This window comes from Streptomyces galbus, assembly GCF_005280195.1.
Lineage (GTDB): Bacteria > Actinomycetota > Actinomycetes > Streptomycetales > Streptomycetaceae > Streptomyces > Streptomyces galbus.
Map to the genome: position 1 here is coordinate 38,691 of NZ_SZPR01000012.1, position 24,556 is coordinate 63,246.

The 24,556-nt window shown below is 74.1% G+C and carries 20 protein-coding genes; 9 read left to right on the plus strand and 11 right to left on the minus strand.

Annotated elements, in window-relative coordinates; genetic code table 11:
• The first annotated feature begins 260 nt into the window (after nt 1–260).
• Nucleotides 261–1,202: a metallophosphoesterase family protein gene (locus E4U92_RS13190; protein ID WP_137300557.1), complete on the plus strand. Its 942-nt coding sequence runs from the start codon at nt 261–263 to the stop codon at nt 1,200–1,202.
• On the plus strand, nt 1,199–1,918 hold the full coding sequence (locus E4U92_RS13195; protein ID WP_137300558.1) for a 4'-phosphopantetheinyl transferase family protein: 720 nt from the start codon (nt 1,199–1,201) through the stop codon (nt 1,916–1,918). The genes E4U92_RS13190 and E4U92_RS13195 overlap by 4 nt, the downstream gene beginning before the upstream one ends.
• A gap of 14 nt (nt 1,919–1,932) precedes the next feature.
• Here E4U92_RS13195 and E4U92_RS13200 read toward each other — a convergent pair whose 3' ends face one another.
• From E4U92_RS13200 to E4U92_RS13210, 3 genes are all read right to left on the minus strand, one after another.
• On the minus strand, nt 1,933–2,205 hold the full coding sequence (locus E4U92_RS13200; RefSeq protein WP_137300559.1) for a hypothetical protein: 273 nt from the start codon (nt 2,203–2,205) through the stop codon (nt 1,933–1,935).
• 191 nt (nt 2,206–2,396) lie between these two features.
• The gene (locus E4U92_RS13205; RefSeq protein ID WP_174863883.1) at nt 2,397–2,951 is read right to left on the minus strand and encodes a toxin-antitoxin system, toxin component; all 555 of its coding nucleotides are present in this window, start codon (nt 2,949–2,951) and stop codon (nt 2,397–2,399) included.
• A gap of 32 nt (nt 2,952–2,983) precedes the next feature.
• Complete coding sequence (locus E4U92_RS13210; RefSeq protein WP_137300561.1) at nt 2,984–3,628, minus strand: helix-turn-helix domain-containing protein; 645 nt, start codon at nt 3,626–3,628, stop codon at nt 2,984–2,986.
• A gap of 241 nt (nt 3,629–3,869) precedes the next feature.
• Here E4U92_RS13210 and E4U92_RS13215 point away from each other — a divergent pair, with 241 nt between their 5' ends.
• Both E4U92_RS13215 and E4U92_RS13220 read left to right on the plus strand, forming a co-directional pair.
• Entirely contained in the window at nt 3,870–4,538 is a 669-nt protein-coding gene (locus E4U92_RS13215; RefSeq protein ID WP_137300562.1) for an MmyB family transcriptional regulator, read from the plus strand.
• 397 nt (nt 4,539–4,935) lie between these two features.
• On the plus strand, nt 4,936–7,092 hold the full coding sequence (locus tag E4U92_RS13220) for a discoidin domain-containing protein (RefSeq protein ID WP_174863842.1): 2,157 nt from the start codon (nt 4,936–4,938) through the stop codon (nt 7,090–7,092).
• A 132-nt stretch (nt 7,093–7,224) separates the two neighbouring features.
• Here the strand turns inward: E4U92_RS13220 and cydC are convergent, their stop codons facing one another.
• From cydC to E4U92_RS13240, 4 genes are read right to left on the minus strand one after another with little or no spacing between them, the layout of a single operon-like run.
• Nucleotides 7,225–8,955 carry a thiol reductant ABC exporter subunit CydC gene (cydC, locus tag E4U92_RS13225; RefSeq protein ID WP_137300564.1) on the minus strand — a complete coding sequence of 577 codons (1,731 nt, stop codon included), beginning with the start codon at nt 8,953–8,955 and terminating at the stop codon, nt 7,225–7,227.
• Nucleotides 8,952–10,661: a thiol reductant ABC exporter subunit CydD gene (gene cydD, locus E4U92_RS13230; RefSeq protein WP_137300565.1), complete on the minus strand. Its 1,710-nt coding sequence runs from the start codon at nt 10,659–10,661 to the stop codon at nt 8,952–8,954. Before cydD ends, cydC begins: the two co-directional genes overlap by 4 nt.
• 29 nt (nt 10,662–10,690) lie before the next feature.
• Nucleotides 10,691–11,719 (minus strand): cytochrome d ubiquinol oxidase subunit II, encoded by a 1,029-nt coding sequence (gene cydB, locus E4U92_RS13235; protein WP_137300566.1) that lies wholly within the window; start codon nt 11,717–11,719, stop codon nt 10,691–10,693.
• A gap of 55 nt (nt 11,720–11,774) precedes the next feature.
• Complete coding sequence (locus E4U92_RS13240) at nt 11,775–13,067, minus strand: cytochrome ubiquinol oxidase subunit I (RefSeq protein ID WP_137300567.1); 1,293 nt, start codon at nt 13,065–13,067, stop codon at nt 11,775–11,777.
• A 201-nt stretch (nt 13,068–13,268) separates the two neighbouring features.
• On the opposite strand from E4U92_RS13240, the gene E4U92_RS13245 reads away from it, so the two are divergent.
• Nucleotides 13,269–14,201, plus strand: coding sequence for a LysR family transcriptional regulator (locus E4U92_RS13245; protein WP_137300568.1), 933 nt, complete (start codon nt 13,269–13,271; stop codon nt 14,199–14,201).
• Between the two features lie 111 nt (nt 14,202–14,312).
• Here the strand turns inward: E4U92_RS13245 and E4U92_RS36610 are convergent, their stop codons facing one another.
• The gene (locus E4U92_RS36610) at nt 14,313–14,432 is read right to left on the minus strand and encodes an endo alpha-1,4 polygalactosaminidase (RefSeq protein WP_137300569.1); all 120 of its coding nucleotides are present in this window, start codon (nt 14,430–14,432) and stop codon (nt 14,313–14,315) included.
• A 286-nt stretch (nt 14,433–14,718) separates the two neighbouring features.
• Here E4U92_RS36610 and E4U92_RS13255 point away from each other — a divergent pair, with 286 nt between their 5' ends.
• Both E4U92_RS13255 and E4U92_RS13260 read left to right on the plus strand, forming a co-directional pair.
• Entirely contained in the window at nt 14,719–16,770 is a 2,052-nt protein-coding gene (locus E4U92_RS13255) for a phosphocholine-specific phospholipase C (RefSeq protein ID WP_137300570.1), read from the plus strand.
• Between the two features lie 43 nt (nt 16,771–16,813).
• Nucleotides 16,814–17,656: an LURP-one-related family protein gene (locus E4U92_RS13260; RefSeq protein ID WP_137300571.1), complete on the plus strand. Its 843-nt coding sequence runs from the start codon at nt 16,814–16,816 to the stop codon at nt 17,654–17,656.
• A gap of 34 nt (nt 17,657–17,690) precedes the next feature.
• On the opposite strand, the gene E4U92_RS13265 is transcribed toward E4U92_RS13260, so the two are convergent.
• Together E4U92_RS13265 and E4U92_RS13270 are read right to left on the minus strand one after the other, a co-directional pair.
• The gene (locus E4U92_RS13265; protein WP_137300572.1) at nt 17,691–18,704 is read right to left on the minus strand and encodes a DMT family protein; all 1,014 of its coding nucleotides are present in this window, start codon (nt 18,702–18,704) and stop codon (nt 17,691–17,693) included.
• Nucleotides 18,701–19,516, minus strand: a complete 816-nt coding sequence (locus tag E4U92_RS13270) for a phosphatase PAP2 family protein (RefSeq protein WP_137300573.1) — start codon at nt 19,514–19,516, stop codon at nt 18,701–18,703. The genes E4U92_RS13265 and E4U92_RS13270 overlap by 4 nt, the downstream gene beginning before the upstream one ends.
• Before the next feature lie 202 nt (nt 19,517–19,718).
• On the opposite strand from E4U92_RS13270, the gene E4U92_RS13275 reads away from it, so the two are divergent.
• Nucleotides 19,719–20,333: a TetR/AcrR family transcriptional regulator gene (locus E4U92_RS13275; RefSeq protein WP_137300574.1), complete on the plus strand. Its 615-nt coding sequence runs from the start codon at nt 19,719–19,721 to the stop codon at nt 20,331–20,333.
• Between the two features lie 168 nt (nt 20,334–20,501).
• Here E4U92_RS13275 and E4U92_RS13280 read toward each other — a convergent pair whose 3' ends face one another.
• The gene (locus tag E4U92_RS13280) at nt 20,502–21,539 is read right to left on the minus strand and encodes a DUF2510 domain-containing protein (RefSeq protein ID WP_137300575.1); all 1,038 of its coding nucleotides are present in this window, start codon (nt 21,537–21,539) and stop codon (nt 20,502–20,504) included.
• Nucleotides 21,540–21,835: 296 nt separating this feature from the next.
• Between E4U92_RS13280 and E4U92_RS13285 the strand changes: the two genes are divergently transcribed.
• A complete protein-coding gene (locus tag E4U92_RS13285; protein WP_137300576.1) occupies nt 21,836–24,526 on the plus strand; it encodes an ATP-binding protein in 2,691 nt (896 codons plus the stop codon).
• Nucleotides 24,527–24,556 lie beyond the last annotated feature (30 nt).

Genomic DNA, 24,556 nt, shown 5'->3' on the forward strand with positions numbered 1-24,556 from the left:
AACCGCCTGCGGAAAGGAAGCGGGAGGCGGTGGTATCGGGGCGATCATACGACTTCCCGAGCGGTGCGCGTGCAACGCGCGTGTTACGGATTCGCCCGGCGTCCGCCCGCCGCTGCGCCCGGCGTGCCGTCCGCCGTCCGGCCCGGCGTTCCGCCCGCCACCGGCCTGATCCACTCTTGTCGGGGGCCGCCGGATGTGTTGTCGTGGTGGCATGCGTGTGCCCGCACGGGGCGCCTGGGATCGTCTGCGGGGAGCGCGAGGTGGGGTCGACGGGCGTGGGCGCCGGGCAACTGCTGGCCATCAGTGACCTGCACATCGGCTACCCGGAGAACCGGGCCCTGGTCGAGGAGATGCGCCCCGGGTCCGACGAGGACTGGCTGCTGGTGGCGGGGGACGTCGCCGAGACCGTGTCCGACATCAGGTGGGCGCTGAAGACCCTCGCGAGCCGCTTCCGCAAGGTCGTGTGGGCCCCCGGCAACCACGAGCTGTGGACCCATCCCAAGGACCCCGTCACCCTGCGCGGCGCCGAGCGCTACGCCCACCTGGTCGACGTCTGCCGCGACCTGGGCGTCACGACCCCCGAGGACCCCTACCCGCTCTGGGAGGGCCCCGGCGGACCGGTCGCCGTCGCCCCGCTGTTCCTGCTCTACGACTACTCGTTCCTCCCGGCGGGCTGCGCCACCAAGGAGGAGGGTCTGGCGTACGCGCACGGCACCGGCGTCGTGTGCAACGACGAGTACCTGCTGCACCCCGACCCGTACCCGACCCGCGACGACTGGTGCCGGGCCCGGGTCGCCGAGACCGAGGCCCGGCTGGCCGCGCTGCCCGCGGACCTGCCCACCGTCCTGGTCAACCACTACCCGCTGGACCGGCACCCGACCGAGGTGCTCTGGTACCCGGAGTTCGCGATGTGGTGCGGCACCCGGCTCACCGCCGACTGGCACCGCCGCTTCCGCGTCGCCGCCATGGTCTACGGCCACCTGCACATCCCCCGCACCACCTGGCACGAGGGCATCCGCTTCGAGGAGGTGTCGGTGGGCTATCCCCGCGAGTGGCGCAAGCGCCCCGGCCCGCCCGGACGGCTGCGCCGCATCCTGCCCCACACACCGGAGCGGACCCCCGCGGACGGCGGCGGCACGGAGGCCGGACGCCCCGAGGCCGCAGGCACGGAGAACGGCCGCGCGGACGGTGGCCGCGCGTGATCGAGGACCTGCTGCCGCAGTCCGTCGTCGCCGTGGAGGCGTACGGCGGTGAGGTCGACGGCGTGCCCGGCGAGGCGGTGCTGTACCCCGAGGAGGAGGCGCTGGTGGCGCGGGCGGTCGCCAAGCGGCGCCGCGAGTTCACCCTGGTCCGCTCCTGCGCCCGGCGCGCGATGGAGGAGCTGGGCGTGCCGCCGCAGCCCGTGCTGCCGGGGGAGCGGGGCGCCCCGACCTGGCCGCAGGGGCTGACCGGCAGCATGACCCACTGCGAGGGCTACTGCGCCGCCGCGCTGGTGCGCGCCGCCGACCTGGCCTCGCTCGGCATCGACGCGGAACCGCACGACCGGCTCCCCGAGGGCGTCCTGTCCGCCGTGGCGCTGCCCGCCGAGGCCGAGCGGCTGGAGCGGCTGGCAGCCGAGCGGCCCCAGGTCCACTGGGACCGGCTGCTGTTCAGCGCCAAGGAGTCGGTCTACAAGGCGTGGTTCCCGCTCACCCGGCTGTGGCTGGACTTCTCCGAGGCGGACATCGAGATCACGCCGGCGCCCGGCGCGGCCCCGGGGGTTCCCCCGCACGGCACGCTGCACGCCCGCCTGCTCGTCCCCGGCCCGGTGGTCGGCGGGCGCCGCGTGGACCGCTTCGAGGGCCGCTGGACGGTCCGGCGGGGCCTGGTGGCCACGGCGATCACGGTCCCGCACGCCCAGCCGGCCCCCGCACCCTGAAAGCGCCGGTCCCGTCACCCCTCCGGGCACCAGCTCCCCAGCAGCCGGAAGAACGCCTCCTCGTTCCCCGTCAGGCCCGCCCGCCGCAGGGCCTGTTCGGCCTCCGCGAGGACCGAGGGCGGCACCACGGGCGGCAGCCGGTGCTGGGGCGGACCGGACGTCTCGGGACGGCCGTCCCCCGCAGTCTCGTCATGGGTGTCCCCGAACGCGGCGCGCACCGTGTGCAGCAGGCGCAGGTAGGCCTGGACGGCGGTCCGCTCGCGGTCGGTCAGTACGGCAGTGGGCATCGGTCGGCTCTCCCCGCGTCGGCATCGGTTCCCACGCGCCCGGACGGCGCGTACGCCGCGGCACGACGGCGCACCCCCAGCTTGCCGCCCCCCACTGACAATGCCCCTCGCGCACGGCCCGGCCCGCCCACTCGGCACCGCATGAGCGGCCTGGAACCGCAGGTGAGGAAGGGTCAGGCGGAAGAGGGCCGTCAGCCCAGGTACCCCAGCGACGCCTCGATCCGTCCCGCGAGGTGGTCACGGCGGCCGCGCTCGCGCGGCGCCGAGTCGGTGAGCCAGGTACGGCATTTGCTGGCGAGGAGCAGGCCGAAGCTCTCGGCCTCCTTCTCGTCGGCCCGGTCGAAGCGGGTGCGGGCGGCGACCCGGCGCACGGTCTCCGCCAGCTCCTCCAGGTGTTCCCCCGGGTGCCCCTGCGGCCCGTCCCCGTCGGCCAGGCCGCGCGCGGCGACCGCGGCGCCCCCCACGTCATGGCCGTGGTGACCGGCCTTCATGTGCCACAGCTCGTGGCCGAGGATCACCAACTGGTGGTCGGGCGCGGTGCGTTCCTCGACGACGACCAGGTCCCGGTCGGTCAGGTCGAGCCACAGCCCGCTCGCGGTGCCGGCCGGGAACGCGGCCGTACGGAAGTGGACCGGGCGGCCGCGGCGACGGCTCATCGCGGCGCACAGCGCGCCGTAGAGGGCCTCCGGGGGCGCCGGCGCGGGCAGGTCCAGCTCCGCGACCAGCTCGTCGCACAGGCGGCGCATGTCCTTGCCGATGCCCACGGTCCTCCCCCGGATCACGTCTCGGGCCGCTTCACGCTCTCCAGGAGCATGTCCAGCCACTCGGCGACCTTGTCGCGGTGCTGGTCGGTGGGCAGTTGGGCGGCGCGCCAGGCGATCCCGCGCACCCCGTGGTCCTGCAGCAGCCGCTCCAGCGGGTCGTCCGGGGCGCCCTCGCGCTCCGCGAGCCGCTGCAGCAGCTCCTGCTCGGTGTGCTGCAGGGCGCCGGCCAGCGCCTCGGGGTCCTCGGCGGTGAGGAAGCCCGCGTGCACCCGGAAGAAGCGCTGGAGGGCGTCGCAGTGCTCCATGGTGGGGCGGCGGTCGCCGTTGATGAGGGCACCCGCCTGCTGCCGCGACATGCCGGCGCCGTCGGCGATCTCCTGCTGGGTGTACTTGCGCCCGTTGGGCTTGAGCCGGGTGCGGCGCAGCAGGTCCAGCCGCTGCAGGAAGCGCGCCTGCACGTCGGGCTGGCCGGCGGGCCGGCCGCTCAGCAGGGCCTTGACCACGGACTCCGGCACCCCGGAGGCGACGGACAGCCGGGCGGTGTCGAAGACCTCCGCGTGCGGTACGCCGAGCCGGTCGGCGAGCGCGGTGACACGGGTGACGACGGCCGACAGCGAAGCCGTCGCCGTGGCGTCCGGAACCTCAAGGTCATCCGTCACCGACAGGTCTCCTACGTCTCTCACCACCCGCTCACCGGCACGCACCAGGCGCGGGCGGCCGCCGTGAACTGCCCGGAGAGTAACGGGTGTTCCCGACCCACAGCCAGGTCTCGCCACAACTGTGGCCAATTTCAGCCGTCAACAAGCGCCGAATGCCACGATAGTTGACATGCCTTGCGTCGGGGCAGCAGGATCGGGGCGCCGCGAGAAGGCCGCATCAGGCAAGAGGGGTGACCTCCCGATGGCATATCAGGCAGGTGAGCAGCGGCCCGCGCCGCGGCTCGTCCCCGCGAGCCCCGAGGCCGAGGCGTACCTCCAGGACTACGCCACGCTGCTGGAGGCCGTCCCCTTCCCCTCCCTCGTGTTCGACCGGCGCTGGGACGTCGTCCTGGCGAACACCGCTTTCGAGACACTTTTCCGCGAGGTCGGCCCCCATCCGACGGCCATGCCGGGCGACAACTTCCTGCGGTTCGTGCTCTTCCACCCGGACGCCGCCGGTGTCCTCGGCGCGTTCGAGTCGAGCTGGTTCCTGCCCTCGCTCGCGCAGTTCGCGTCCGCGGTGGAGACGCACGGACACGACCACGGGCTCCAGGCGATCCGCCGGGAGATCGCCCAGGACCCGATCATGGAGGCCGCCTACCGGCAGGGCCTGCCGCACTGGATCCGCGCCGTGGGCGCCGAGGCCGTGGAACACGACGGTGCCGTCCGCCCGCTGGTGCACCCCGACCCGCGCTGGGGCGCCACCGAGTGCCGGGTCGTCGAGGAGACGCCGCCGGCCCTGCGGGCCCTGGGCTGTACGCGGCTGACCCTGGTCCTGCGCGAGACCCGCCCGGCCCCCGCGCCGCGGGGAGCCCGCCGCCCGCGCCGCCGCGCGAGCCACCTGACGGTGGTGCCCGCCACCGGAACCTGACCGGGCACCGTCGGCGTTCAGGTCGCCGACGGCGCCTCGGTCGGCGTCCTGCCGTCCGGTGAGCCCCCCTCCCTCCGCGCAAGCCGTTTGCGCTTCTTGCGTCGGTGTTGCGGTCCCGATGCGTCGACTTGCGTAAGCCAGGAAGAAACACGGAGCTGGCGCGCCCAGCGCCTCCCGCATGCCCGCGGGCATCCGCTCGCTGTCGGCAAATTACAAACTTCACGCGACATCTTGCGGACTCCTGTCGCCGGTGCTTGAGTATGCGTCGCCCGTCGCGGCCATCCCTCCCCGATCCCACCCCTCGCACCCGTGCGCGTCCGTACCCCCACCCCGAAGGGACCAGCACATGCCACGCTCCCCTCACGGCCTCCAAGGCCGCCGTCCCCATGTCAGGCGCATGACAGTCCTCACCTCCGCCGGTGCGGCCGTCGCCCTCGCGGCCGGCAGCCTCGTCGCGCTCGCCTCGGTGCCCGCGCAGGCGGCGGCCGGCGCCACCCTGCCGTTCACCTCCGTGGAGGCCGAGTCCGCGACGACCACCGGCACCCGCATCGGGCCCGACTACACCCAGGGCTCCCTCGCGTCGGAGGCGTCCGGGCGGCAGGCCGTGCGCCTCAGCGCCGGGCAGCGCGTCGAGTTCACCGCGCCCCGCACGGCCAACGCGCTGAACCTCGCCTACAGCGTCCCCGACGGCCAGTCCGGCACCCTCAACGTCTACGTCAACGGCACCCGGCTGAGCAGGACCCTCGCCGTCACCTCGAAGTACTCCTACGTCGACACGGGCTGGATCGCGGGCTCGCGCACCCACCACTTCTACGACAACGCCCGCCTGCTGCTCGGGCAGACCGTCCAGCCCGGCGACAAGGTCGCCGTGGAGTCCACCGGCACCCAGGTCACCGTCGACGTCGCCGACTTCGAGCAGGTCGCCGCGGCCGCAGGGCAGCCCGCCGGGTCGGTCTCCGTCACCTCCAAAGGCGCCGACCCGAGCGGCCAGGGCGACTCCACGCAGGCCTTCCGCGACGCGATCGCCGCCGCCCAGGGCGGCACGGTGTGGATCCCGCCGGGCGACTACCGGATCACGTCGTCCCTCAGCGGCGTCCAGAACGTCACCCTCCAGGGCGCCGGCAGCTGGTACTCGGTCGTCCACACCTCGCGCTTCATCGACCAGTCGAGCTCGGCCGGCAACGTCCGCATCAGGGACTTCGCGGTGATCGGCGAGGTCACCGAACGCGTCGACTCCAACCCCGACAACTTCGTCAACGGCTCGCTCGGCCCGGGCTCCTCGGTCTCCGGGATGTGGATCCAGCACCTCAAGGTCGGGCTCTGGCTGACCGGCAACAACGACAACCTGGTCGTGGAGAACAACCGCATCCTCGACACCACCGCCGACGGCCTCAACCTCAACGGCAACGCGCGTGGCGCCCGGGTCCGCAACAACTTCCTGCGCAACCAGGGCGACGACGCGCTCGCCATGTGGTCGCTGTACGCGCCCGACACCAACAGCAGCTTCGACAACAACACCATCACCCAGCCCAACCTGGCCAACGGCATCGCCGTCTACGGCGGCACCGACATCGCGGTGCGCAACAACCTCGTCTCCGACACCAACGCCCTCGGCAGCGGCATCGCCGTGTCCAACCAGAAGTTCCTCGACCCGTTCTCCCCGCTGGCCGGCACCATCACGGTCGACGGCAACACCCTCGTGCGCACCGGCGCGATCAACCCCAACTGGAACCACCCGATGGGCGCGCTGCGCGTCGACTCCTACGACAGCGCGATCAACGCGACCGTGAACATCACCAACACCACCATCACCGACAGCCCGTACAGCGCCTTCGAGTTCGTCTCCGGCGGGGGACAGGGCTACCCCGTGCGCGGGGTCACCGTCAGCGGTGCCACCGTCCGCAACACCGGTACGGTCGTCGTCCAGGCCGAGGCCCAGGGCGCCGCGACCTTCCGGGACGTCACCGCCACCCAGGTCGGCGCGGCCGGCGTCTACAACTGCCCCTACCCGGCGAACTCCGGCGCCTTCACCCTCACCGACGGCGGCGGCAACTCCGGCTGGAACAGCACCTGGTCGGACTGCTCGACCTGGCCGCAGCCCGGCCAGAGCAACCCCCAGCCCGACCCCAACCGCAACCTCGCCAAGGGCCGGCCGGCCACCGCCACCGGCTCGCAGGACGTCTACACGCCCGGCAGGGCGGTCGACGGCGACGCGAACAGCTACTGGGAGTCCGCCAACAACGCCTTCCCGCAGTCCCTCACCGTCGACCTCGGCGCCGGCTACGCCGTGCGGCGGCTGGTGCTGAAGCTGCCGCCGTCCTCCGCGTGGGGCGCCCGCACCGAGACGGTCACCGTCCTCGGCAGCACCGACGGCTCGTCGTTCAGCACGGTCGTCGGCGCCCAGGGCTACCGCTTCGACCCGGCGACCGGCAACACGGCGACCGTCTCCCTGCCGGCAGGCACGAACCTGCGTTACCTGCGCCTGACGGTCACCGGCAACACCGGCTGGCCGGCGGGCCAGTTCAGCGAGGTGGAGGCCTACCTGACCTCCTGACCCCACAAGCCCCGCGCTCCGCCGCCAGGATCCGCCCGCTGACGCTGACGCTGACGCTGACGCGGATCCGGGCCCGGCGCAGCGCGGGGCCAGGTGCGTGGTGGACCGGGATCCGCTGCCCCGCCGCTCCTCTCAACGCGCCACGGTTGCCGGGCTGTTCAGGCTCACAGGACGGATGCGGCCGCCCTCGAGGACCACCGTCTCGTCGGCGGCGGCCAGGCCCGACTGCTCGTGGGTGACCAGGAGGGTGGTACGGCCGCGGGTGGCGTCGAGGACGTCGGCGAGGACGGCGGCCGCGGTGTCGGGGTCGAGTCCCTCGGTGGGTTCGTCCAGGACCAGGACGGGCGGGTCGGCGAGCAGCGCGCGGGCCAGCAGCAGACGCCTGCGCTGACCGCCCGAGAGGGTCGCGCCGTCGCCGCCGACGAAGGTGTCCCAGCCCTCGGCCAGCGACTCGATCCAGTCGAGGAGCCGGGCCCTGCGAGCCGCTTCGCGCAGGTCGCCGTCCGTGGCGTCGGGACGGGCCAGCAGCAGGTTGGCGCGGATCGTGGTGTGGAAGACGTGCGCGTCCTGGGTCATGCCCGTGATCACGCGGCGGACGTCGGCGCCCGAGCAGTCACGCAGTTCGCGCCCGCCCACGCGGATGCTTCCGGCCTCGTACGGGACGAACCGCATGAGCGCCGCGATCAACGTCGACTTGCCGGACCCGCTGGCGCCCAGGAGCGCGACCCGGCGGCCGGGTGGCAGCCGCAGGCTCACCCCGTCCAGGGCAGCGGGGCCGTCGGCGCGGTGTCGTACGCGCAGGTCGGTGATGTCCACGCCGAGGGGCTCGTCCGTGTCCAACGGCAGGGGGACGGGCGGGTCGGCGACCGGGGGAGGGGTGTCCAGCAGGTCGGCCAGCCGGCGCGCGGAGGCCCGTACCGCGACGAGGCGGCGGGCCGCGCCGGGCAGGGGCGCGAGAGCCTCGAAGGAGACCAGCGCGAGCACCGCGAGGACGGTGAGGTGCACGGCGGGCAACGCGCCGGCCGCGTGCGCGCGCAGCGCCAGCCAGGTGACGCCGACCGTCGCCCCACCCTGCAGCAGCAGCACCACGGCCGAGGCCGACGTGGTCGTCAGGGCCGCCGAGCGCTCCAGTGCCGCGATCCGGGCGGAGGCGTCCCGGGCTCGGCCCTCGGCACGGTCCCGGGCGCCGTACGCCGCGAGGTCGGCCGCACCCCGGGTCAGATCCAGGGTCGCCGCGGCGAGTTCCGCGCGCGCCGCCTTCTCCGCGCGGCCCGCGCGGCGGGACACCGCGAGCACCAGGCCGGGCACGAGGACTCCCGCCAGGGCCAGCAGCAGACCGAGCAGCGCGCCCGCCTGCGGCAGCAGCAGGGCCGCCGTCACGCCGGCGCCCGTCGCGACGACGCAGCCGGCCGCGACCGGGATCAGGACGCGCAGCAGCAGGTCCTGGGCGGCGTCGACGTCGTCGACGAGGCGGGTCAGCAGGTCGCCGCTGCGGAAGGCGGGCGTACCCGCCGGGGCGAGCGGCACCAGTGCCTCGTAGATGCGGGTGCGGAAGCCGGCCACCGCCCGCAGGACGCCGTCGTGACCGAGGAGCCGGTCCGCGTAGCGCAGCGTGCCGCGCCCCAGGGCGAGGGCCCGTACGGCGACGATCGCGACGCTCACCGCGGCGAGCGGCGGCTGCTGCGCGGCGCGGGTGATCAGCCAGGCGGCGGTGGCCGTCAGCGCGGCGGCGGCGAGTTCGCTGCCGGCCGCGGCGAGCGCGGCGGGCAGCAGCCTGCGCCAGTGGGGCAACAGGAAGCGCAGGAGACGGATCGTGGGGCGGGACCCACGGGCGGGGGCCGCGGTCCGGGCGCGCTCCGTCACGAGGCCGGCAGCCCTTCGGTGACGTCGGCCCGGGGAGCGACCAGGGCTCCGGCCCGTACCGTGACGATGCGGTCGGCGTGGGGCAGCAGGCTGGTGCGGTGGGCGACGACCACCGCGGTCCGGCCGCGCATGAGCGCGACGGTGGCACGGGTGACGGCGGCCTCGCTCTCCGGGTCGAGATGGGCGGTCGGTTCGTCGAGGAGCAGCACGGGGGCGTCCTTCAGGAAGGCGCGGGCGAGCGCGATCCGCTGCCGCTGGCCGGCCGAGAGCCCGGCCCCCTGCTCACCGAGCACGGTGTCGTACCCGTTCGGCAGTGCCTCGACGAAGCGGTCGGCACAGGCGGCCCGGGCCGCCGCCCGCACCTCGGCGATGTCGGCGTGCGGACGGCCGAGGCGGATGTTGTCGGCGACGGACACCGCGAACAGGTGCGGGCGCTGCGGCACCCAGGCCACCTGGGCGCGCCACGCGTCGGCATCCAGCGCCCCGAGGTCGGTGCCGTCGACGGTGACCCGGCCCGAGGCCGGGACGGCGAAGCCGAGCAGCAGGGACAGCAGCGTCGACTTGCCCGCGCCGCTCGGGCCGACCAAGGCCACGTGCTCGCCGGGACGCACGGTGAGGGACACGTCGTGCAGGGCCGGGATAGGGCGGTCCGGGTAACGGACCGTCACGCGGTCGAGCCGCAGCCGCGCCGTACGGCCGTCGGGAGCGGCGAGGAGGCGGGCCGCGCGTTGCGGGACGGTGCCCTCGTCGTGCTGGTCGTCCTCCTCGTCGAGGAGCGCGAAGACCCGCTCGGCCACCGCGATGCCCTCGGCGCTGTCGTGGAAGGCGGCTCCCGCCGCCCGCAGCGGCAGGTACGCCTCGGGGGCGAGGAACAGGACGGTCAGGGCGGTGCGCAGGTCCAGCTCGCCGGCGAGCAGCCGCAGGCCCACCGGGACGGCCACCAGGGCCACGGAGAGCGTGGCGACCGTCTCCAGGACGAGGGAGGACAGGAACGCCACGCGCAGGGTGCGCACCGTGGCCCGCCGGTGGGCGTCGGCCATCTCGCCCACCACCCGCGTCTGGTGCACCTCACGGCCGAAGGCCCGGAGGGTCGGCAGACCGGCCACCACGTCCAGGAAGTGGCCGCCCAGTCGGCTCAGCAACCGCCACTGCCGGGCGGTGCGCTGCGCGGTGTGCATGCCGACCAGCGCCCCGAAGACGGGGATCAGCGGCAGCGTCACGACGACGATCAGCGCCGACGTCCAGTCGGTCCACCACAGCCAGGCCGTGACGGTGAGGGGGACCACCGCGGTGGCCGTCATCGTGGTCAGGTAGCCGACGACGTACGCGTCCAGGGCGTCCAGGCCGCGGGTGAGCAGCGTCGCGGTCTCGCCATGGCGGCGGGCGGCGAGCCGCAGCGGGCCGGTGCGTCGCAGCCGGCTCGTGATCCGCTCGCGCAGCGTGTGCTTGGCGTCGGCCGCGGCGCGCTGGGCGAGGGTCCCGCGGGCCCAGGTCAGCAGCGCACGCAGCGTCAGGACGGCGGCCAGCGCGGCCAGGGCTGTGTCCCGCACCGCGTGTCCGACGAAACCGTCCGCGCAGACCTTCGCCAGCAGGCCCGCCTGGGCGACCACCGTCGCGGCGCCCAGCAGCGCCAGCGCCGTGGAGTACGCCATGTGGCGCCGCAGCGCCGGTACTTCCCGCATCAGGCGGCGTTCGACCGGCTGCATCCTGGGGTCTCTCCCGTCGCTGGTACGGCTCAGAAGTAGCTGGGGTGGCGCCGGCCCGTGCGCCCCCGGAACGCCCACCAGCTCCACACCTGGTAGGTGAGGATCGTCGGGATCACCGCGACACCGAACGCGGAGAGGATCCTCAGCGTGGCGCTGTCGGTGACGGACTGGCCGACGGTCAGACCCGCCCCGGCCGAGCTGATGAGGAGGTACGGGTAGTGACCCGCCCCGACCAGCAGCACGGGCAGCAGGGTCGCGCAGCTGGTGGCCGCGAACGCCCGGACGTGGTGCCCCTGGGTCAGAAACCACCAGGCGCCGGTGAGGGCCGCCGCGAACAGGGCGGCGACGACCGCCGAGGTCACCCGGTTGGTCATGGAGGCGCCCGCGCCGAAGAGCGTCAGCAGCAGCGGCAGCAGGCCGACGGCGCCGGTCGCGCGCACGAGCCCCGCGCCCAGCCGCCGTGCGGTGGCGGCGAGCCGGGGGGCCGAGCGCAGCGTGACGAAGGCGGCTCCGTGCGCGGCGAAGAGCAGCGCGGTGGTCACCCCGCAGGCCAGCACGAACGGTGAGAACACGTCACCGGCACCCAGGTGGAAGCTCCCGTCCGCCCGGCGGGGCACGCCGTGCAGCAGCAGGCCGACGACGAGTCCCCAGCACAGGGCGGGCAGGGCGCCGCCGAACACGATCAGGACGTCCCAGCAGCGACGGCCGCGGGCGCTGTCCGCCCGGCCCCGCAGCTGCACCGCGGCGTTGCCGACGACGAGCCCGACGAGGATCGCCACGATCAGGGGGTACAGCCCGGACAGCAGGGTCCCTTCCAGGTGCGGGAAGGCGCCGAACAGGACCCCGGCGAAGGCGACCAGCCAGACCTCGTTGCCCAGGAAGAACGGCGCCATGGCCTCGAGGGCGGCGTTCTGGCCGGTCCGTCGCTCCCGCTCGGCGTCGGGGTCGGCGCGCAGCAGCGGGTGCAGCATCTGTACGCCGTAGTCGTAGCCGCCGAGCACGAAGTACCCGGCGAGGAGCAGGCCGAGCATGCCCAGCCAGAGGGTCTCGAGACTCATGTCGTTCCACTTTCCGTCTCAGCGATGAGGTTCGCCGGGCCCCGGGGGCGCCGGCTCAGAAGACCGGGACCGGCTGCTTCCCGTCGGCGCCGCTGTCGGGAACGTCGTCGGCGAGCGGCTCGGTGGCGCCGAGCTGGGTCGCCTCCGGGCCGCGGCGGGCGAAGCGTGCGATGAGGGTCCAGTTCGTCACCGCGAGCGCGACGAAGACGGCGATGAACACCGTGCAGGACACGGCCAGCGAGGTGGTGCTCACGTGGGACAGCGCGTCCTCGACGGTCAACTGGCCGTAGACGATCCACGGTTGGCGCCCGACCTCGCGGAAGACCCAGCCGCCGACGGCGGCGACGAAGGGCAGCGGGATCATGGCCGTCATCAGGTAGGCCAGGGGACGCCAGCGCACCAGCCAGTCCTTCCACAGCAGGAAGACGGCGAGGAACGTGACGGTGGACACCGTGTTCCCGATGATCGTCATCGTGTCCATCGCGATGCGCAGCCAGTCGTGCGGGGGTACGTAGTCGCCGGGCCCGTGCTGCCCGACGAACTGCGCCTGCAGACGGGCGACGCCGTCGTTGTTCAGCGCGGCCGTCTTCATGGGCTGGGTCCGGTCCAGCACCGGGACCTGGAGCTGGCCGACGATGATGACGAAGAACGAGGCGAGCATGCCCACCCAGACACCCAGCCGCAGGGAACTGCGGAACAGCTGGGTCTCCTTCGTGCCCCGGGCGAAGTGCCAGGCGCTGACCCCGGCGACGAAGACGCCCGCGGTGGTGAGCGCGCCCAGCGTCAGGTGGCCCAGCGCCAGCAGGGCGTTGGGGTTGCCGAGCAGGGCACCGAAGTCGGTCAGGTAGGCGACGCCGCCGCGGACCTCGTAGCCCACGGGGTGCTGCATGAAGCCGTTGGCGATCAGGATCCAGAAGCCGGAGGCGTAGGCCGTCAGCGCGACCAGCCAGATCAGCGTGACGTGCACGCTGCTGCGGATGCGTCCCCAGCCGAAGATCCACATGCCGAGGAACGTGGACTCGGCGAAGAAGGCGATGAGGGTCTCCAGCGCCAGCGGGGCGCCGAAGACGTTGCCGGCGAACTTGCTCAGGCCGCTCCAGCTCAACCCGAACTGGAACTCCATGACGAGGCCGGTGACGATGCCGACCGCGTAGTTGATGACGTAGAGCTGGCCCCAGAAGCGCGTCATGCGTTCCCGGAGGGCCCTCTTGGCGGGATCGTGGGTGCACGCGGCCCTGGTGTGCATGATCGCCACGAGTGGGACGAGCCCCATGGTGAGGATCACGAACAGCCAGTGGACGGTGGTCGTGGCCGCGAACTGGAGTCGGGCCAGATCCGCAGCGCTCATGGTGCGACCTTCCTGGGGGACGGTGGCCGGACGGACGTCGGACGGGTGCGGGGCCCCACTTCGCGTGTGCAGGCGCCGGGCGCCTTTGCCCGGTACCTGTGCGGTGACCCCTGCGGAAAACCGTAGGGACAATTGCTTATGCATTCCAAGACCGGTTTGGCTATGTACAGATGACCCATAAGACATGAGCGAAGGTGGACCGTGGATCTGTTGCAGCTGCGCTACTTCCAGGCCGTCGCCCGTTACGAGCACATCAGCCGCGCCGCGGAGGAGCTCCGCATCGCCCAGCCCTCGCTCAGCCGCGCCATCGCACGCCTGGAGGCCGAGCTGGGCTCGCCGCTGTTCGACCGCAAGGGCCGCCGGATCCGGCTGAACCAGTACGGCACGGTGTTCCTGCGGCACGTCGACCGCTCGCTGAGCGAGCTGGACGACGGGCGCCGGGCGGTCCACGAGGCCCGCGACACCGGGCTCGGCCGGGTCAGTGTCGCCTCCGAGACCCTGCTCACGATCAGTCCCGTCCTCGGCAGCTTCCGGGCCGCCCACCCCCGCGCCGACGTCCGGCTGTTCCAGTCGGACGCGGACGAGATGGACCGCCAGCTGCGCGCCCGGGAGGTCGACTTCTGCGTGGCCTCGCAGCCGCTGACGGGGACGCACCTGGCGTCGATCGAACTCGTCCGCGAGGAGGTCCTGCTCGGCGTGCCGCACGGGCACCGGCTGGACGGCCGCGACACCGTGACCGTCCCCGAACTCGCCGACGAGCCGTTCGTCACGACCCGGCGCGGCTGGCAACGCGCCCTGCTCGACCGACTGTTCGCGGCCGAAGGCCTCACTCCGGTGCTGTCCTGCGAGAGCGACGAACCCGGCGCCAGCGGGGACCTGATCAGCGCGGGCCTCGGCATCGGCCTCATCCCCGCGATGTCCCGCCAGGCCGGCACGCGCATCCCACTCGCCTGGGTGCACGTGGACGCGCCCGACTGCCACCGGGTGCTCAGCCTGGTGTGGAACCGCCACACCCACCTGTCCGAAGCGGCGCTGCAGTTCCGGACGTTCATCACGAGCAAGCCGTTCATGACCCACCGGCTGCCAGGGCCGGGTCACTCACCGGAGGAGCACCGAGCAGGGTGCGCCGGCTGACCGCGGTGAGTCCCGCGGTCCCGCCCTGGTGGTGACGCCGGTGGCTCTTCGGGCCGGCGTGCCGATCACCGCTCGGACGGTGGCGGACCACTTGGCCGGGCGGCGGCCCGGTCATCGCCGCGGGGCGCACTCCTCGTTGACCGCGAAGTCGAAGTGGCCGAGCAGCCCCGACAACAGCGCGCCCGGCATCGTCGCCACCACGGCCGTTCGGACCGGCGTCCGGCGCGTCATCGTGAGTTCCCCTCGTCCACGACGGCCGCTGTCCATGACGGCCGGTGTCACGCGGACCCGTCGCGGCGGTCCGCGTCCACGGCGGTCCCACCGACCGCCGTCCCTGCGTCCCAGTGGCCCCGACCCGGCCGGATCCTGTCGCTCCGCACCCCCCGCGTACCGCCGGACTTCACGCCCCCGCCACCGCACCCTTCCGTGGCGTTCGGTGCCGCTGGAACACTCTGTGCGCGCATCCCGTCAGAACCCGGCCGGTTCGCAGCCCGTCAGGACGAGAGGTCCACCAGCCATGCCCGAAGTCAACCGGCGCCGATTCCTCCAGCTCGCGGGCGCCACCACGGCGTTCACCGCGCTCAATGCCAGCATCGAGCGCGCCGCCGCCCTGCCGGCCAACCACCGCACCGGGTCGATCGAGGACGTCGAGCACATCGTCGTCCTCATGCAGGAGAACCGTTCCTTCGACCACTACTTCGGCCGCCTCAGGGGCGTCCGCGGCTTCGGCGACCCGCGCCCGGTCACGCGCCCCGACGGCACGTCGGTGTGGCACCAGTCCGACGGCACCAAGGACGTCCTGCCCTTCCGCCCCGACCTGGACGACCTGGGCCTCGCCTTCATCCAGGACCTGCCGCACGGCTGGAACGACGGGCACGCCGCCTTCGACCGGGGCAGGTACGACAAGTGGGTGCCCTCGAAGGGCTCCACGACGATGGCCTACCTGGAGCGGCGCGACATCCCGTTCCACTACGCCCTCGCGGACACCTTCACCGTCTGCGACGCCTACCACTGCTCGTTCATCGGCTCCACGGACCCCAACCGCTACTACATGTGGACGGGGTACACGGGCAACGACGGCAAGGGCGGTGGGCCCGTCCTCGGCAACGACGAGGCCGGGTACAGCTGGACGACCTACCCCGAGCGGCTGGAGGAGGCCGGGGTGTCGTGGAAGATCTACCAGGACGTCGGCGACGGCCTCGACGCGCAGGGCTCCTGGGGCTGGATCCCCGACGCCTACCGCGGCAACTACGGCGACAACTCGCTGCTGTACTTCACCCAGTACCGCAACGCCCGCCCCGGCGACCCCCTCTACGACAAGGCCCGCACCGGCACCGACGCCCGCACCGGCGAGGGCTTCTTCGACCGGCTGAAGGCCGACGTCACCGGCGGCAGGCTGCCGCAGATCTCCTGGATCGTCGCCCCCGAGGCCTTCACCGAGCACCCCAACTGGCCCGCCAACTACGGCGCCTGGTACATCGCCCAGGTGCTCGAGGCGCTCACCGCCGACCCGGCCGTGTGGGCGAGGACCGCCCTGTTCATCACCTACGACGAGAACGACGGCTTCTTCGACCACCTCGTCCCGCCCTTCCCGCCGGCCTCCGCCGCGCAGGGCAGGTCCACGGTCGACGTCGGCCCGGACGTCTTCGCGGGCGACGCCGGCCACGTCGCCGGCCCCTACGGGCTCGGGCAGCGCGTGCCGATGCTCGTCGTCTCGCCCTGGAGCAAGGGCGGCTGGGTCTGCTCCGAGACGTTCGACCACACCTCGATCATCCGGTTCATGGAGCGCCGCTTCGGCGTGCACGAGCCGAACATCTCCCCGTGGCGCCGCACGGTCTGCGGCGACCTGACCGCGGCCTTCGACTTCTCCCGCGGCGACACCCGGCCGGTCACCCTGCCCGACACCGACCGCTACGCGCCGCCGGACCGCCTGCGCCACCCCGACTACGTGCCCACCCCGCCCGCGCACGGCGTGCTGCCCAAGCAGGAGCGCGGACTGCGGCCCGCCCGGGCGCTGCGGTACGTGCCCTCCGTGGACGCCACCGTCGACGCCGCGGCCGGCAGGCTCACGCTCACCTTCGCCTCCGGCCCGCACACCGGCGCCGCCTTCCTGGTGACCTCCGGCAACCGCACCGACGGCCCGTGGAGTTACACCACCGGGGCCGGCCGGACCGTCTCGGACACCTGGAACTCCGCGTACTCGGGCGGCTCGTACGACCTGACGGTGCACGGCCCCAACGGCTTCCTGCGCGCCTTCGCCGGGTCGAACAGGGCCGCGGGCGCCGAGGTCGTCGCACGGCACGTCGGCGACGACGTCGAGCTGACCTTCACCAACAGGGGCACGCGGACGGCGCAGTTGACGGTGACGGACGGCTACCGCGACCGCCGTACGACGGTGCGGGTGCGGCCCGGGGCCGTGCTGAAGCGGGTCGTCGACCTCGCCGCGAGCAAGCGGTGGTACGACCTGACCGTCACCTCCGACGCCGAGTCGACCTTCGTACGGCGCTTCGCCGGGCACGTCGAGAACGGCCGGCCGGGCGTCAGCGACCCCGCGATCGTGACCGAGTGAGGACCACGGTGGAGATCCGGCCGGGCCGGGGTAGTGTGCCCCGGTGACCACGCATTCGAACACACCTGCTGGTTGGTACCCGGATCCGCACGGCGCGGCCCGGACGCTGCGCTACTGGGACGGCGCCCGCTGGACCGACCACACGCACGCCGACCAGCAGGCGCAGGCCGCGCCCGCACAGCCCCCGGCCGCACCGCACGTCCCGGCCCAGCCCGCGGCGCCCGACCCGCGCGTGCAGCACCAGGTCCAGCAGCAGGCCGGCGTCGCCGCGGGCGGCCCCGGCGGCGGCACCCTGTTCACCGAGCCGGTGCTGGTGGTGAACCAGAAGGCCAAGCTGATCGAGCTGACCAACGAGTACAAGGTCATGGACCAGCAGGGCAACCAGCTCGGCTCCGTCGTCCAGGTCGGCCAGAGCGCCCTGCGCAAGGTCGTGCGCTTCCTCGCGAGCATCGACCAGTACCTGACGCACAAGCTGGAGATCCGCGACGCCCAGGGCCGGCCGGTGCTGCGGCTGACCCGGCCCGCGAAGTTCCTGAAGTCCCGGGTGATCGTGGAGCGGCCGGACGGGCAGCCGGTCGGCGAGATCGTCCAGCAGAACGTCATCGGGAAGATCAACTTCGCGATCACGGCGAACGGGCAGCAGATCGGCGCGATCAAGGCGGAGAACTGGCGGGCCTGGAACTTCGCGATCGTCGACCACGCGGACAACGAGGTCGCCCGGATCACCAAGACGTGGGAGGGCCTGGCCAAGACGCTGTTCACGACTGCGGACAACTACGTCCTGCAGATCCACTACCAGCTTCCCGAGCCGCTGCTGAGCCTCGTCGTCGCCACGGCCCTGACCGTCGACACCGCGCTCAAGCAGGACTCCCGCGGCCTCGGCTGAGCCCCCGCGGCCCCGGTCGGTGCCGGGGCCCGGCCTACAGCGGTGTGAGGTGCCCCGGTCCGGTCGCGGGCCGGGGCATCGGCACGTGGTCGGGCGGAGCGGACGCCGCGTCGAGCGCCAGCACGACGGCCACGGGGTGCTCCTCGTCGACGCCGACCGCCGCGCGGTCCTCCGCGGCGAGCGCGCCCCCGCCCGCCGCCCCGACGGCGCGCCCGTCGTCCGCCACCGGCTCCGGCGCCGTACGCGACAGCAGCACCACGCCCCACGACGCGAACGCCGCGCCGGCCAGGGCGAGCAGCACACCGGCCGGACCGCCGCGCAGCCGCTCGCCGAGCAGGGACAGGCCGATCACCGCGGCGGCCAGCGGGTTGGCTAGCGTCACCACGGCCAGCGGGGCGCCGAGACCGTCCCGGTAGGCCGTCTGCGACAGCAGCAGCCCGCCGGCGGCGAACGCGGCCACCAGCAGCGCCACCCCGACCACCTGGAGGCTCAGCACCGACCCGGAGCGGTCCGTCGCGGCCACCGTGACCGTCTGGGTGAGCGCCGAGGCGACGCCGGAGGCGAAGCCCGACGCGGTCGCGTGCCGCAGCCCGGGCCGGGCGCCGGGCCGGGCCAGCAGGCCGATCAGCGCGGCCGTGGTGCCCGCGACCGCGATCGCCTCGGGCACGCTCAGCACGTCGTCGGGCGCCGGGCCCGAGGCCGCGACGAGGATCACCGCGAGGCCGAGCAGGGTGTACGCGGTGCCCCGCCACTCGGCGGCGCCGACCCGCCGGCCCGCGACCCGGGCGCCCAGCGGCACGGCCGCGACCAGGGTGAGCGCGCCCAGCGGCTGCACCACGGTCAGCGGGCCGTACTTGAGCGCCACCACGTGCAGCAGCGCGGCCGAGGCGTTGAGCACCACCGACCACCACCACGCGCCGCTGCCCAGCATCCGCACCAGGCCGGCGCCGGGGGAGCGGGAGGCCAGGCGCTCCTGGGCGACCGCCGCGGTCGCGTAGGCGACGGCGGAGAACAGCGACAGGACGACGGCGACCGCCATGGCGCTCATCGGCCCGCCCCCACGAGCGTGCGTCCCTCGGCCGGCTGCGTACCAGCCTGTGCGGGAGTCCGCGGCGCGGGGTCGTCGACGGCGGCCGCCGTGCGGTGCGGCAGGCGGATCACGGCGAGGGCCAGGCCCAGCAGGGCGCCCGCCACGAGCGCGTCGAGCCAGTAGTGGTTGGCGGTGCCCACGATCACGGTGAGGGTCAGCAGCGGGTGCAGCAGCCACAGCCAGCGCCACCGGGAGCGGGTGGCGGCCACGAGCCCGATCGCCACCATCAGGGCCCAGCCGAAGTGCAGCGAGGGCATCGCCGCGAACTGGTTGGACAGGTGGTCGCTCTGCGGCGGCCCGTACACCGAGGGGCCGTACACGCGCGCGGTGTCGACGAGACCCGCCTCGGCGAGCATCCGCGGCGGGGCCAGCGGGAACGTCAGGTGCAGCACCAGCGCGGCGGCGGTGACCGCGGCCAGCACCCGGCGTGCCCAGACGTAGTGGGCCGGTCGGCGCAGGTACAGCCAGACCAGGAAGGCGGCCGTGGCCGGGAAGTGGACGACCGCGTAGTAGGTGTTCGCGCCGTGGACCAGTACGTCGCCGTGCAGCAGGAGCGACTGCAGCGAGCCCTCGCCGGGCAGGTGGAGCCATCGTTCGGCGTCCCACACGTCATGGGCGTTGCGGTACGCCTCGCCGGTGTGCCCGGTCGCGAGCCCGCGGCCGGCCTTGTAGACGAGGAAGAGTCCCGCGACCAGCAGGAGCTCGCGGACTATGGGTGGCCGCGGTGTCGCGTCGGACTCCGCTTCGGCAGGCTCGGTGCGGGCATTCATCCCCCGGCCCCTTCGCTGACGTGGTGCGTGTGGTGGTGCTGCGACTCATCGATACGAGTTCGTACCGATACGCCAGTGTACCGATACGATCGGGTACCGGTACACTGGCGTATCGATTGATGTGCGCCACACTGGAGGCACGCACGACGACCGGCGCGACCGCGGCCGGTCGGGACCGGACGAGCAACGAGGAGACAGACCGATGACGTCGCAGGCCGCGGACGGACCGGACTCGGTCGCCGCGTCGCGCCGCTCCAAGCTCACGCCCGAGCGCGAGCAGGAGTTCTTCGACGCCGTCCTCGACCAGATCCGCGAGTGCGGGTACGACGCCGTCACCATGGAGGGCGTCGCGTCCACCACCCGGTGCAGCAAGTCGACGCTCTACCGGCAGTGGAAGACCAAGCCGCAGTTCGTCGCCGCCGCCCTGCGCTCCTGCCGCCAGGTGCGGTTCGCCGGCATCGACACCGGCAGCCTGGCCGGCGACCTGCGCGAGGCCGCCCGCGCGGGTGGCCAGGGGGCCGGCAACGACACCCAGCTCCTCCAGGCCCTCGGCCACGCCGTCATGCAGGACCCGGAGCTCCAGCGGGCGCTGCGCGACGCGCTCGTCGAGCCGGAGGTCGCCGCCCTGAAGGAGATCCTGCGGCGCGGGGTCGAGCGCGGCGAGGTGCCGCCCGACCACCCGGCGCTGGAGTTCGTGCCCGCCCAGTTCTACGGCGTCCTGCGCGTGCGCCCCGTCCTCGACGGGAAGTACGCCGACGCCGACTTCCTGGAGCGGTTCGTGGAGGCCGCGGTGCTCCCCGCGCTGGGCCTCACCTAGGACCGGGTCGCCGTCCACGGGATGACCGGACGGTGACCTGCTCGCGCCGCACCGTGGGGACGGGGGCGGCGCGCACCCCCCGGCCGGGTGGGGCTCCCTTTTGAGCGGAGGGGAACCCCACCCGGCCGGACCGTTCCCCGCCGGGCGCCGCGCGCCGGCGGGCGGCCGTCAGACGGTCCGGCCGTCGCCGCCCTTGGACACCTTGATGCCCTGGGTGATCGTGTCGATGACCGACACCTCCTGGTCGGCGTCCAGCCCGAACCGCAGCACCACCAGCCGGCTGCTGTCGGCGGGGGCCGGGAACGCCAGCGACTCGACGTAGCCGTCGGCGCCCTTGCTGGTGACCGCCTTCCAGCGCACCAGGTAGCCCTTCTGCCCGGCCACCGTCACCGCCTTGGAGGCGAGCACCTGGTGGGAGGTGATCTTCCCGTAGGTGGTGCCGCCGTAGGACTCCTCGGCGTTGGCGGCGATGTCCGCCTTGGCCACCTGCTCGGCGGTGCTGCCGGCCGTCTTCAGCAGCTCGGCCGGCGCGGAGTAGACCCCGCCCTTGGTGCAGGACTTGGAGGTGTCGCCGGGGCAGTCGTACGTCGTGTCCGACGTCACCTGGGCACCGGCCCCGCTCTGCTGCCCGGTCCAGCCGTGCGGGATCGGGATGCTGATCCCGTTCACCGGGTCCGGCACCGAACCGCTCTTGAGCTTCGGCGCCTCCGACCCCTCGGGAGAGGGCGACGCACCCCCGGAGCCGCCCGAGCCGCCGCCGTTCCCGCCCGGACCGCCGCCGTTGCCGCCCGGTCCGTCCGGGGCGCCGAACGGGCCGCCGGGTCCGCCCCGGCCGCCCGGCCCCTGCGCGGTGCCGGGCCCGGAGCCGCCGCCGTCGTCCTTGGTCAGCGCGTACACGCCGACCCCGATGCTCGCGAGCACCGCCACGGCGACGGCGACGGCTGTGCCGGTGCGCAGTCCGCGCTTCGGGGCCGGGCCCGCGGGCTGGGCGGGGTATCCCGGATGAGCCGGGTACGCCGTGACCGTGGGGTGGTCGTGCCCCGCCCCCGCGGCCGGCGCCTGCGCCGGCGGTCCCCATGCGGCGGCCGGGCCCGCGGGGCGGGTCCGGTCCGTCCACGCCCTGCCGTCCCACCAGCGCTCGGTGGCGGGACCGTCACTTGTCTGCCCGGGGTCGGGGTACCACCCGGGGGGAGTCACCTGCGTCATGACCCCACCGTATGAGGCGTCGGTGAAAACCGGATGAGAGGGCCGGGCGGCGCGGCCGGCCGGCGACCCGGCGACGTCCCGTCCGCCGCTGTGCCGGACTCCCGGCCGGCCGTCAATTCCGCGCCACACGTGCCGTGTTGACGACGACGGCGGTCCCGCGCAGGCCCCCGGCCCCGCCGCCGCGCACCGATGTCACCCGTCGAGGCACCTCCTCGCCGGACCGTGCTCCGCCCGGACCCCCGGGCGGCTACGCTCGGGTTCTGTACGTCGTTCGGGCGATGCGGGGAGGTAGCGGGATGACGGAGGTACAGCCCGCGGGGGCCGCCCCGGGTTCCCTGTGGGAGCGCGACACGGAGGTCGCGGCCATCGCGCAGGCGGTCCGGGAGCTGCGCGCGGACCGGTCGTCCTCGGGCCGTCTGCTGGTGTTCCGCGGCGACGCGGGGCTCGGCAAGACCGCCCTGCTGGCCGAGACCCAGCGGGTCGCCGAGGCCCACCACTGCACCGTGTGGTCCGCCCGCGGCGGCGAGACCCTGAAGTCCGTCCCCTTCAACGTCGTCCGGCAACTGCTGCAGCCCGCGCTGCTGTCGATGCTCCCCGAGGAGGCCCGCGAGTACCTGGGCGACTGGTACGACATCGCCGGTCCCGCCCTCGGCATAGCGGACCCCGGCGAGCAGGCGCCCGACCCGCAGGGCGTCACCGACGGCCTGGTCGCCGCCGTACGCCGGCTGGCCCGGCGCGAGTGGCCGCTGGTGCTGCTGATCGACGACGCGCACTGGGCCGACCTGGAGACCCTGCGCTGGCTGTCCGCGTTCGCGCAGCGCCTGGACGACCTGTCCGTCCTCGTGGTCCTCGCCCGCCGCGACGGCGAGGCCGCCGGCGAGCGCGCCCGGCACCTCGACGCCGTCTCGGCCGTCGCCGGACAGTCCGTGACCAGCCTGAGCGCGCTCACCCCCGACGCGGTCGCCGGACTCACCCGCGCCACGGTCGGCGCGCACGCCGACGCCCCTTTCTGCCGCGAGGTCTGGGCGGTCACCGGCGGCAACCCGTACGACACCGTCGAACTCCTCGCCAAGGTGCAGGACAGCGAGCTGGAGCCGACCGAGGCGTCCGCGCCCGAGCTGCGCCCGCTCAACAAGTCGGCCCGCGGCGGCGGACTCGTCGCCCGCCTCGAAGGACTCGGCGTCGACGCGACCCGGTTCGCCTGGGCCGCCGCCATCCTCGGCGCCGGCATCACGGTCGACCAGGTGGCCCTGCTGGCCGGCATGGGCCTCGACGACGCCCACCGCTGTGCCGAACTCCTGCAGGGCGCCCGCATCCTCACCACCCCCGACCTCGCGGCCGGCCCGGTCGACGACGGCGACCTCGTCTTCGTGCACCCGCTGATCGCCAGCGCCGTCTACAACTCCGTGCCCGACGCCCTGTGCCGCGCGATGCACGGCATCGCCGCGCAGATCGTCACCGACGCGGGCAAGGGCCTGGCGGCCGCCTCCCGCCACCTGCTCCAGGTCCACCCCGACGGCGACGAGGAACTCGTCGCCCAACTGCGCGAGGCGGCCGCCGAACACCTCGCCGTCGGCGCCCCCGACGCCGCCCGCCGCTGCCTGGAACGCGCCCTCGTCGAACCGCCCCCGCCCGACGTCCACGCCCGCGGGCTCTACGAACTCGGCTGCGCCACCCTGCTCACCGCGCCCGCGCGGACCATCGCCCACCTCAGGTCCGCGCTGTCCGTGCCCGGCCTGGACGGACCCGAGCGGGTCGACGCCGTGCACCGCCTGTCCCAGGCGCTCCTGCACAACGACCAGTTGGAGGACGCCGTCCGCACCGTCGAGGCGGAGGCCGCGCGCCTGGGACCCGGACCGGCGCGGATGCGGCTGCAGGCCGTGCAGTTCATGTGGGAGGGCCTGTACGCCGGTGAGAACAGCGGCCCCGGCCGCTCCGAGCGGCTCGCCGAACTGGCCGCCACCTGCACCGGCCGCGACAACGCCGAGCGGGCGCTGCTGATCCTGCGCGGCTTCGACGCCATGACGCACGGCGAGAGCGCCGAGGAGGTCGTCGAGCTGTGCGACCGGGCCCTCGTCAACGGCCGCCTGGCGCCCGGCCTCGACTGGACCGACAAGGAGTGGGGCCTGGAACTGCCGATGATGCTGGCCAGTTCCTACGCCTACGCCGACCGGCTCGACCGCGCCGAGGCCCTGTTCACCGACGCCCTGCGCGCCTACGACTCGGCCGGCTGGGGCGGCGGCCACCTCGCCCTGGCCCACGCCTACGTCGGCCTCGGGCACCGCAGGCGCGGCCGGCTGAGGGCGGCCGAGAAGTCCCTGCGCGAGTCGCTGCGGCTGGCCGAACGCGTCGGCCGCGGGCTGCCGTTGTACTGGTCGGCCACCTGCAACCTGGTCGACACGCTGATCGCCCGCGGCCATGTCGACGAGGCGTGGCGGGTCGCCGAGCAGTCGGGCTTCGCGCCGCCGTACCCGTCCACCATCGTGCTGCCCGACCCGCGCTCGGTGCGCGGCCGGCTGCTGCTCGCCGTCGGCCGGGTCCAGGAGGGCGTCAACGAACTGCAGGAGGCGGAGAAGGCGGCCGCCGCCCGCGGCCACCTCAACCCGGTGATGGTGCCCTGGGCCGTCGACCTCGCCCGGGCCCTCGCCGCCGAGGACCCGGAGCGCGCCGGCCGGCTCGCCGCCGACGCCCGCCGGCAGGCCGAGCGGTTCGGCACCGACACCGCGATCGGCGAGGCGCTGCGCTGTGCCGCCGCCCTGGAGACCGGCCAGCGCGCGGTCCGGCTGGCCGCCCAGGCGGTGACCTACCTGGAGGCGTCGCCCTGCCAGTACGAGCACGCGGCGGCCCGCGTCGAGTACGGCGTGCTGTCCCGCTCGGCCGCGGAGCTCAACCGGGGCCTGACCCTGGCCCGTTCGTGCGGCGCCGACGGTGTCGTGGCCGAGGCGGAGCGGGCGCTGGCGGGTCTGGGGGCGCTGGAGCACCGGTGACCGTCCCGGTCACGCCCGCCCCGCGGACGG

What these genes read in the sequence shown, in the direction of transcription:
- E4U92_RS13200 (WP_137300559.1), bottom strand. Translation starts at nt 2,205, where the DNA reads ATGCCCACTGCCGTACTGACCGACCGCGAGCGGACCGCCGTCCAGGCC.
- E4U92_RS13205 (WP_174863883.1), bottom strand. Translation starts at nt 2,951, where the DNA reads ATGCGCCGCCTGTGCGACGAGCTGGTCGCGGAGCTGGACCTGCCCGCG.
- E4U92_RS13215 (WP_137300562.1), top strand. Translation starts at nt 3,870, where the DNA reads ATGGCATATCAGGCAGGTGAGCAGCGGCCCGCGCCGCGGCTCGTCCCC.
- E4U92_RS13220 (WP_174863842.1), top strand. Translation starts at nt 4,936, where the DNA reads ATGACAGTCCTCACCTCCGCCGGTGCGGCCGTCGCCCTCGCGGCCGGC.
- cydD (WP_137300565.1), bottom strand. Translation starts at nt 10,661, where the DNA reads ATGCAGCCGGTCGAACGCCGCCTGATGCGGGAAGTACCGGCGCTGCGG.
- cydB (WP_137300566.1), bottom strand. Translation starts at nt 11,719, where the DNA reads ATGAGTCTCGAGACCCTCTGGCTGGGCATGCTCGGCCTGCTCCTCGCC.
- E4U92_RS13240 (WP_137300567.1), bottom strand. Translation starts at nt 13,067, where the DNA reads ATGAGCGCTGCGGATCTGGCCCGACTCCAGTTCGCGGCCACGACCACC.
- E4U92_RS36610 (WP_137300569.1), bottom strand. Translation starts at nt 14,432, where the DNA reads ATGACGCGCCGGACGCCGGTCCGAACGGCCGTGGTGGCGACGATGCCG.
- E4U92_RS13255 (WP_137300570.1), top strand. Translation starts at nt 14,719, where the DNA reads ATGCCCGAAGTCAACCGGCGCCGATTCCTCCAGCTCGCGGGCGCCACC.
- E4U92_RS13265 (WP_137300572.1), bottom strand. Translation starts at nt 18,704, where the DNA reads ATGAGCGCCATGGCGGTCGCCGTCGTCCTGTCGCTGTTCTCCGCCGTC.
- E4U92_RS13270 (WP_137300573.1), bottom strand. Translation starts at nt 19,516, where the DNA reads ATGAATGCCCGCACCGAGCCTGCCGAAGCGGAGTCCGACGCGACACCG.
- E4U92_RS13275 (WP_137300574.1), top strand. Translation starts at nt 19,719, where the DNA reads ATGACGTCGCAGGCCGCGGACGGACCGGACTCGGTCGCCGCGTCGCGC.
- E4U92_RS13280 (WP_137300575.1), bottom strand. Translation starts at nt 21,539, where the DNA reads ATGACGCAGGTGACTCCCCCCGGGTGGTACCCCGACCCCGGGCAGACA.
- E4U92_RS13285 (WP_137300576.1), top strand. Translation starts at nt 21,836, where the DNA reads ATGACGGAGGTACAGCCCGCGGGGGCCGCCCCGGGTTCCCTGTGGGAG.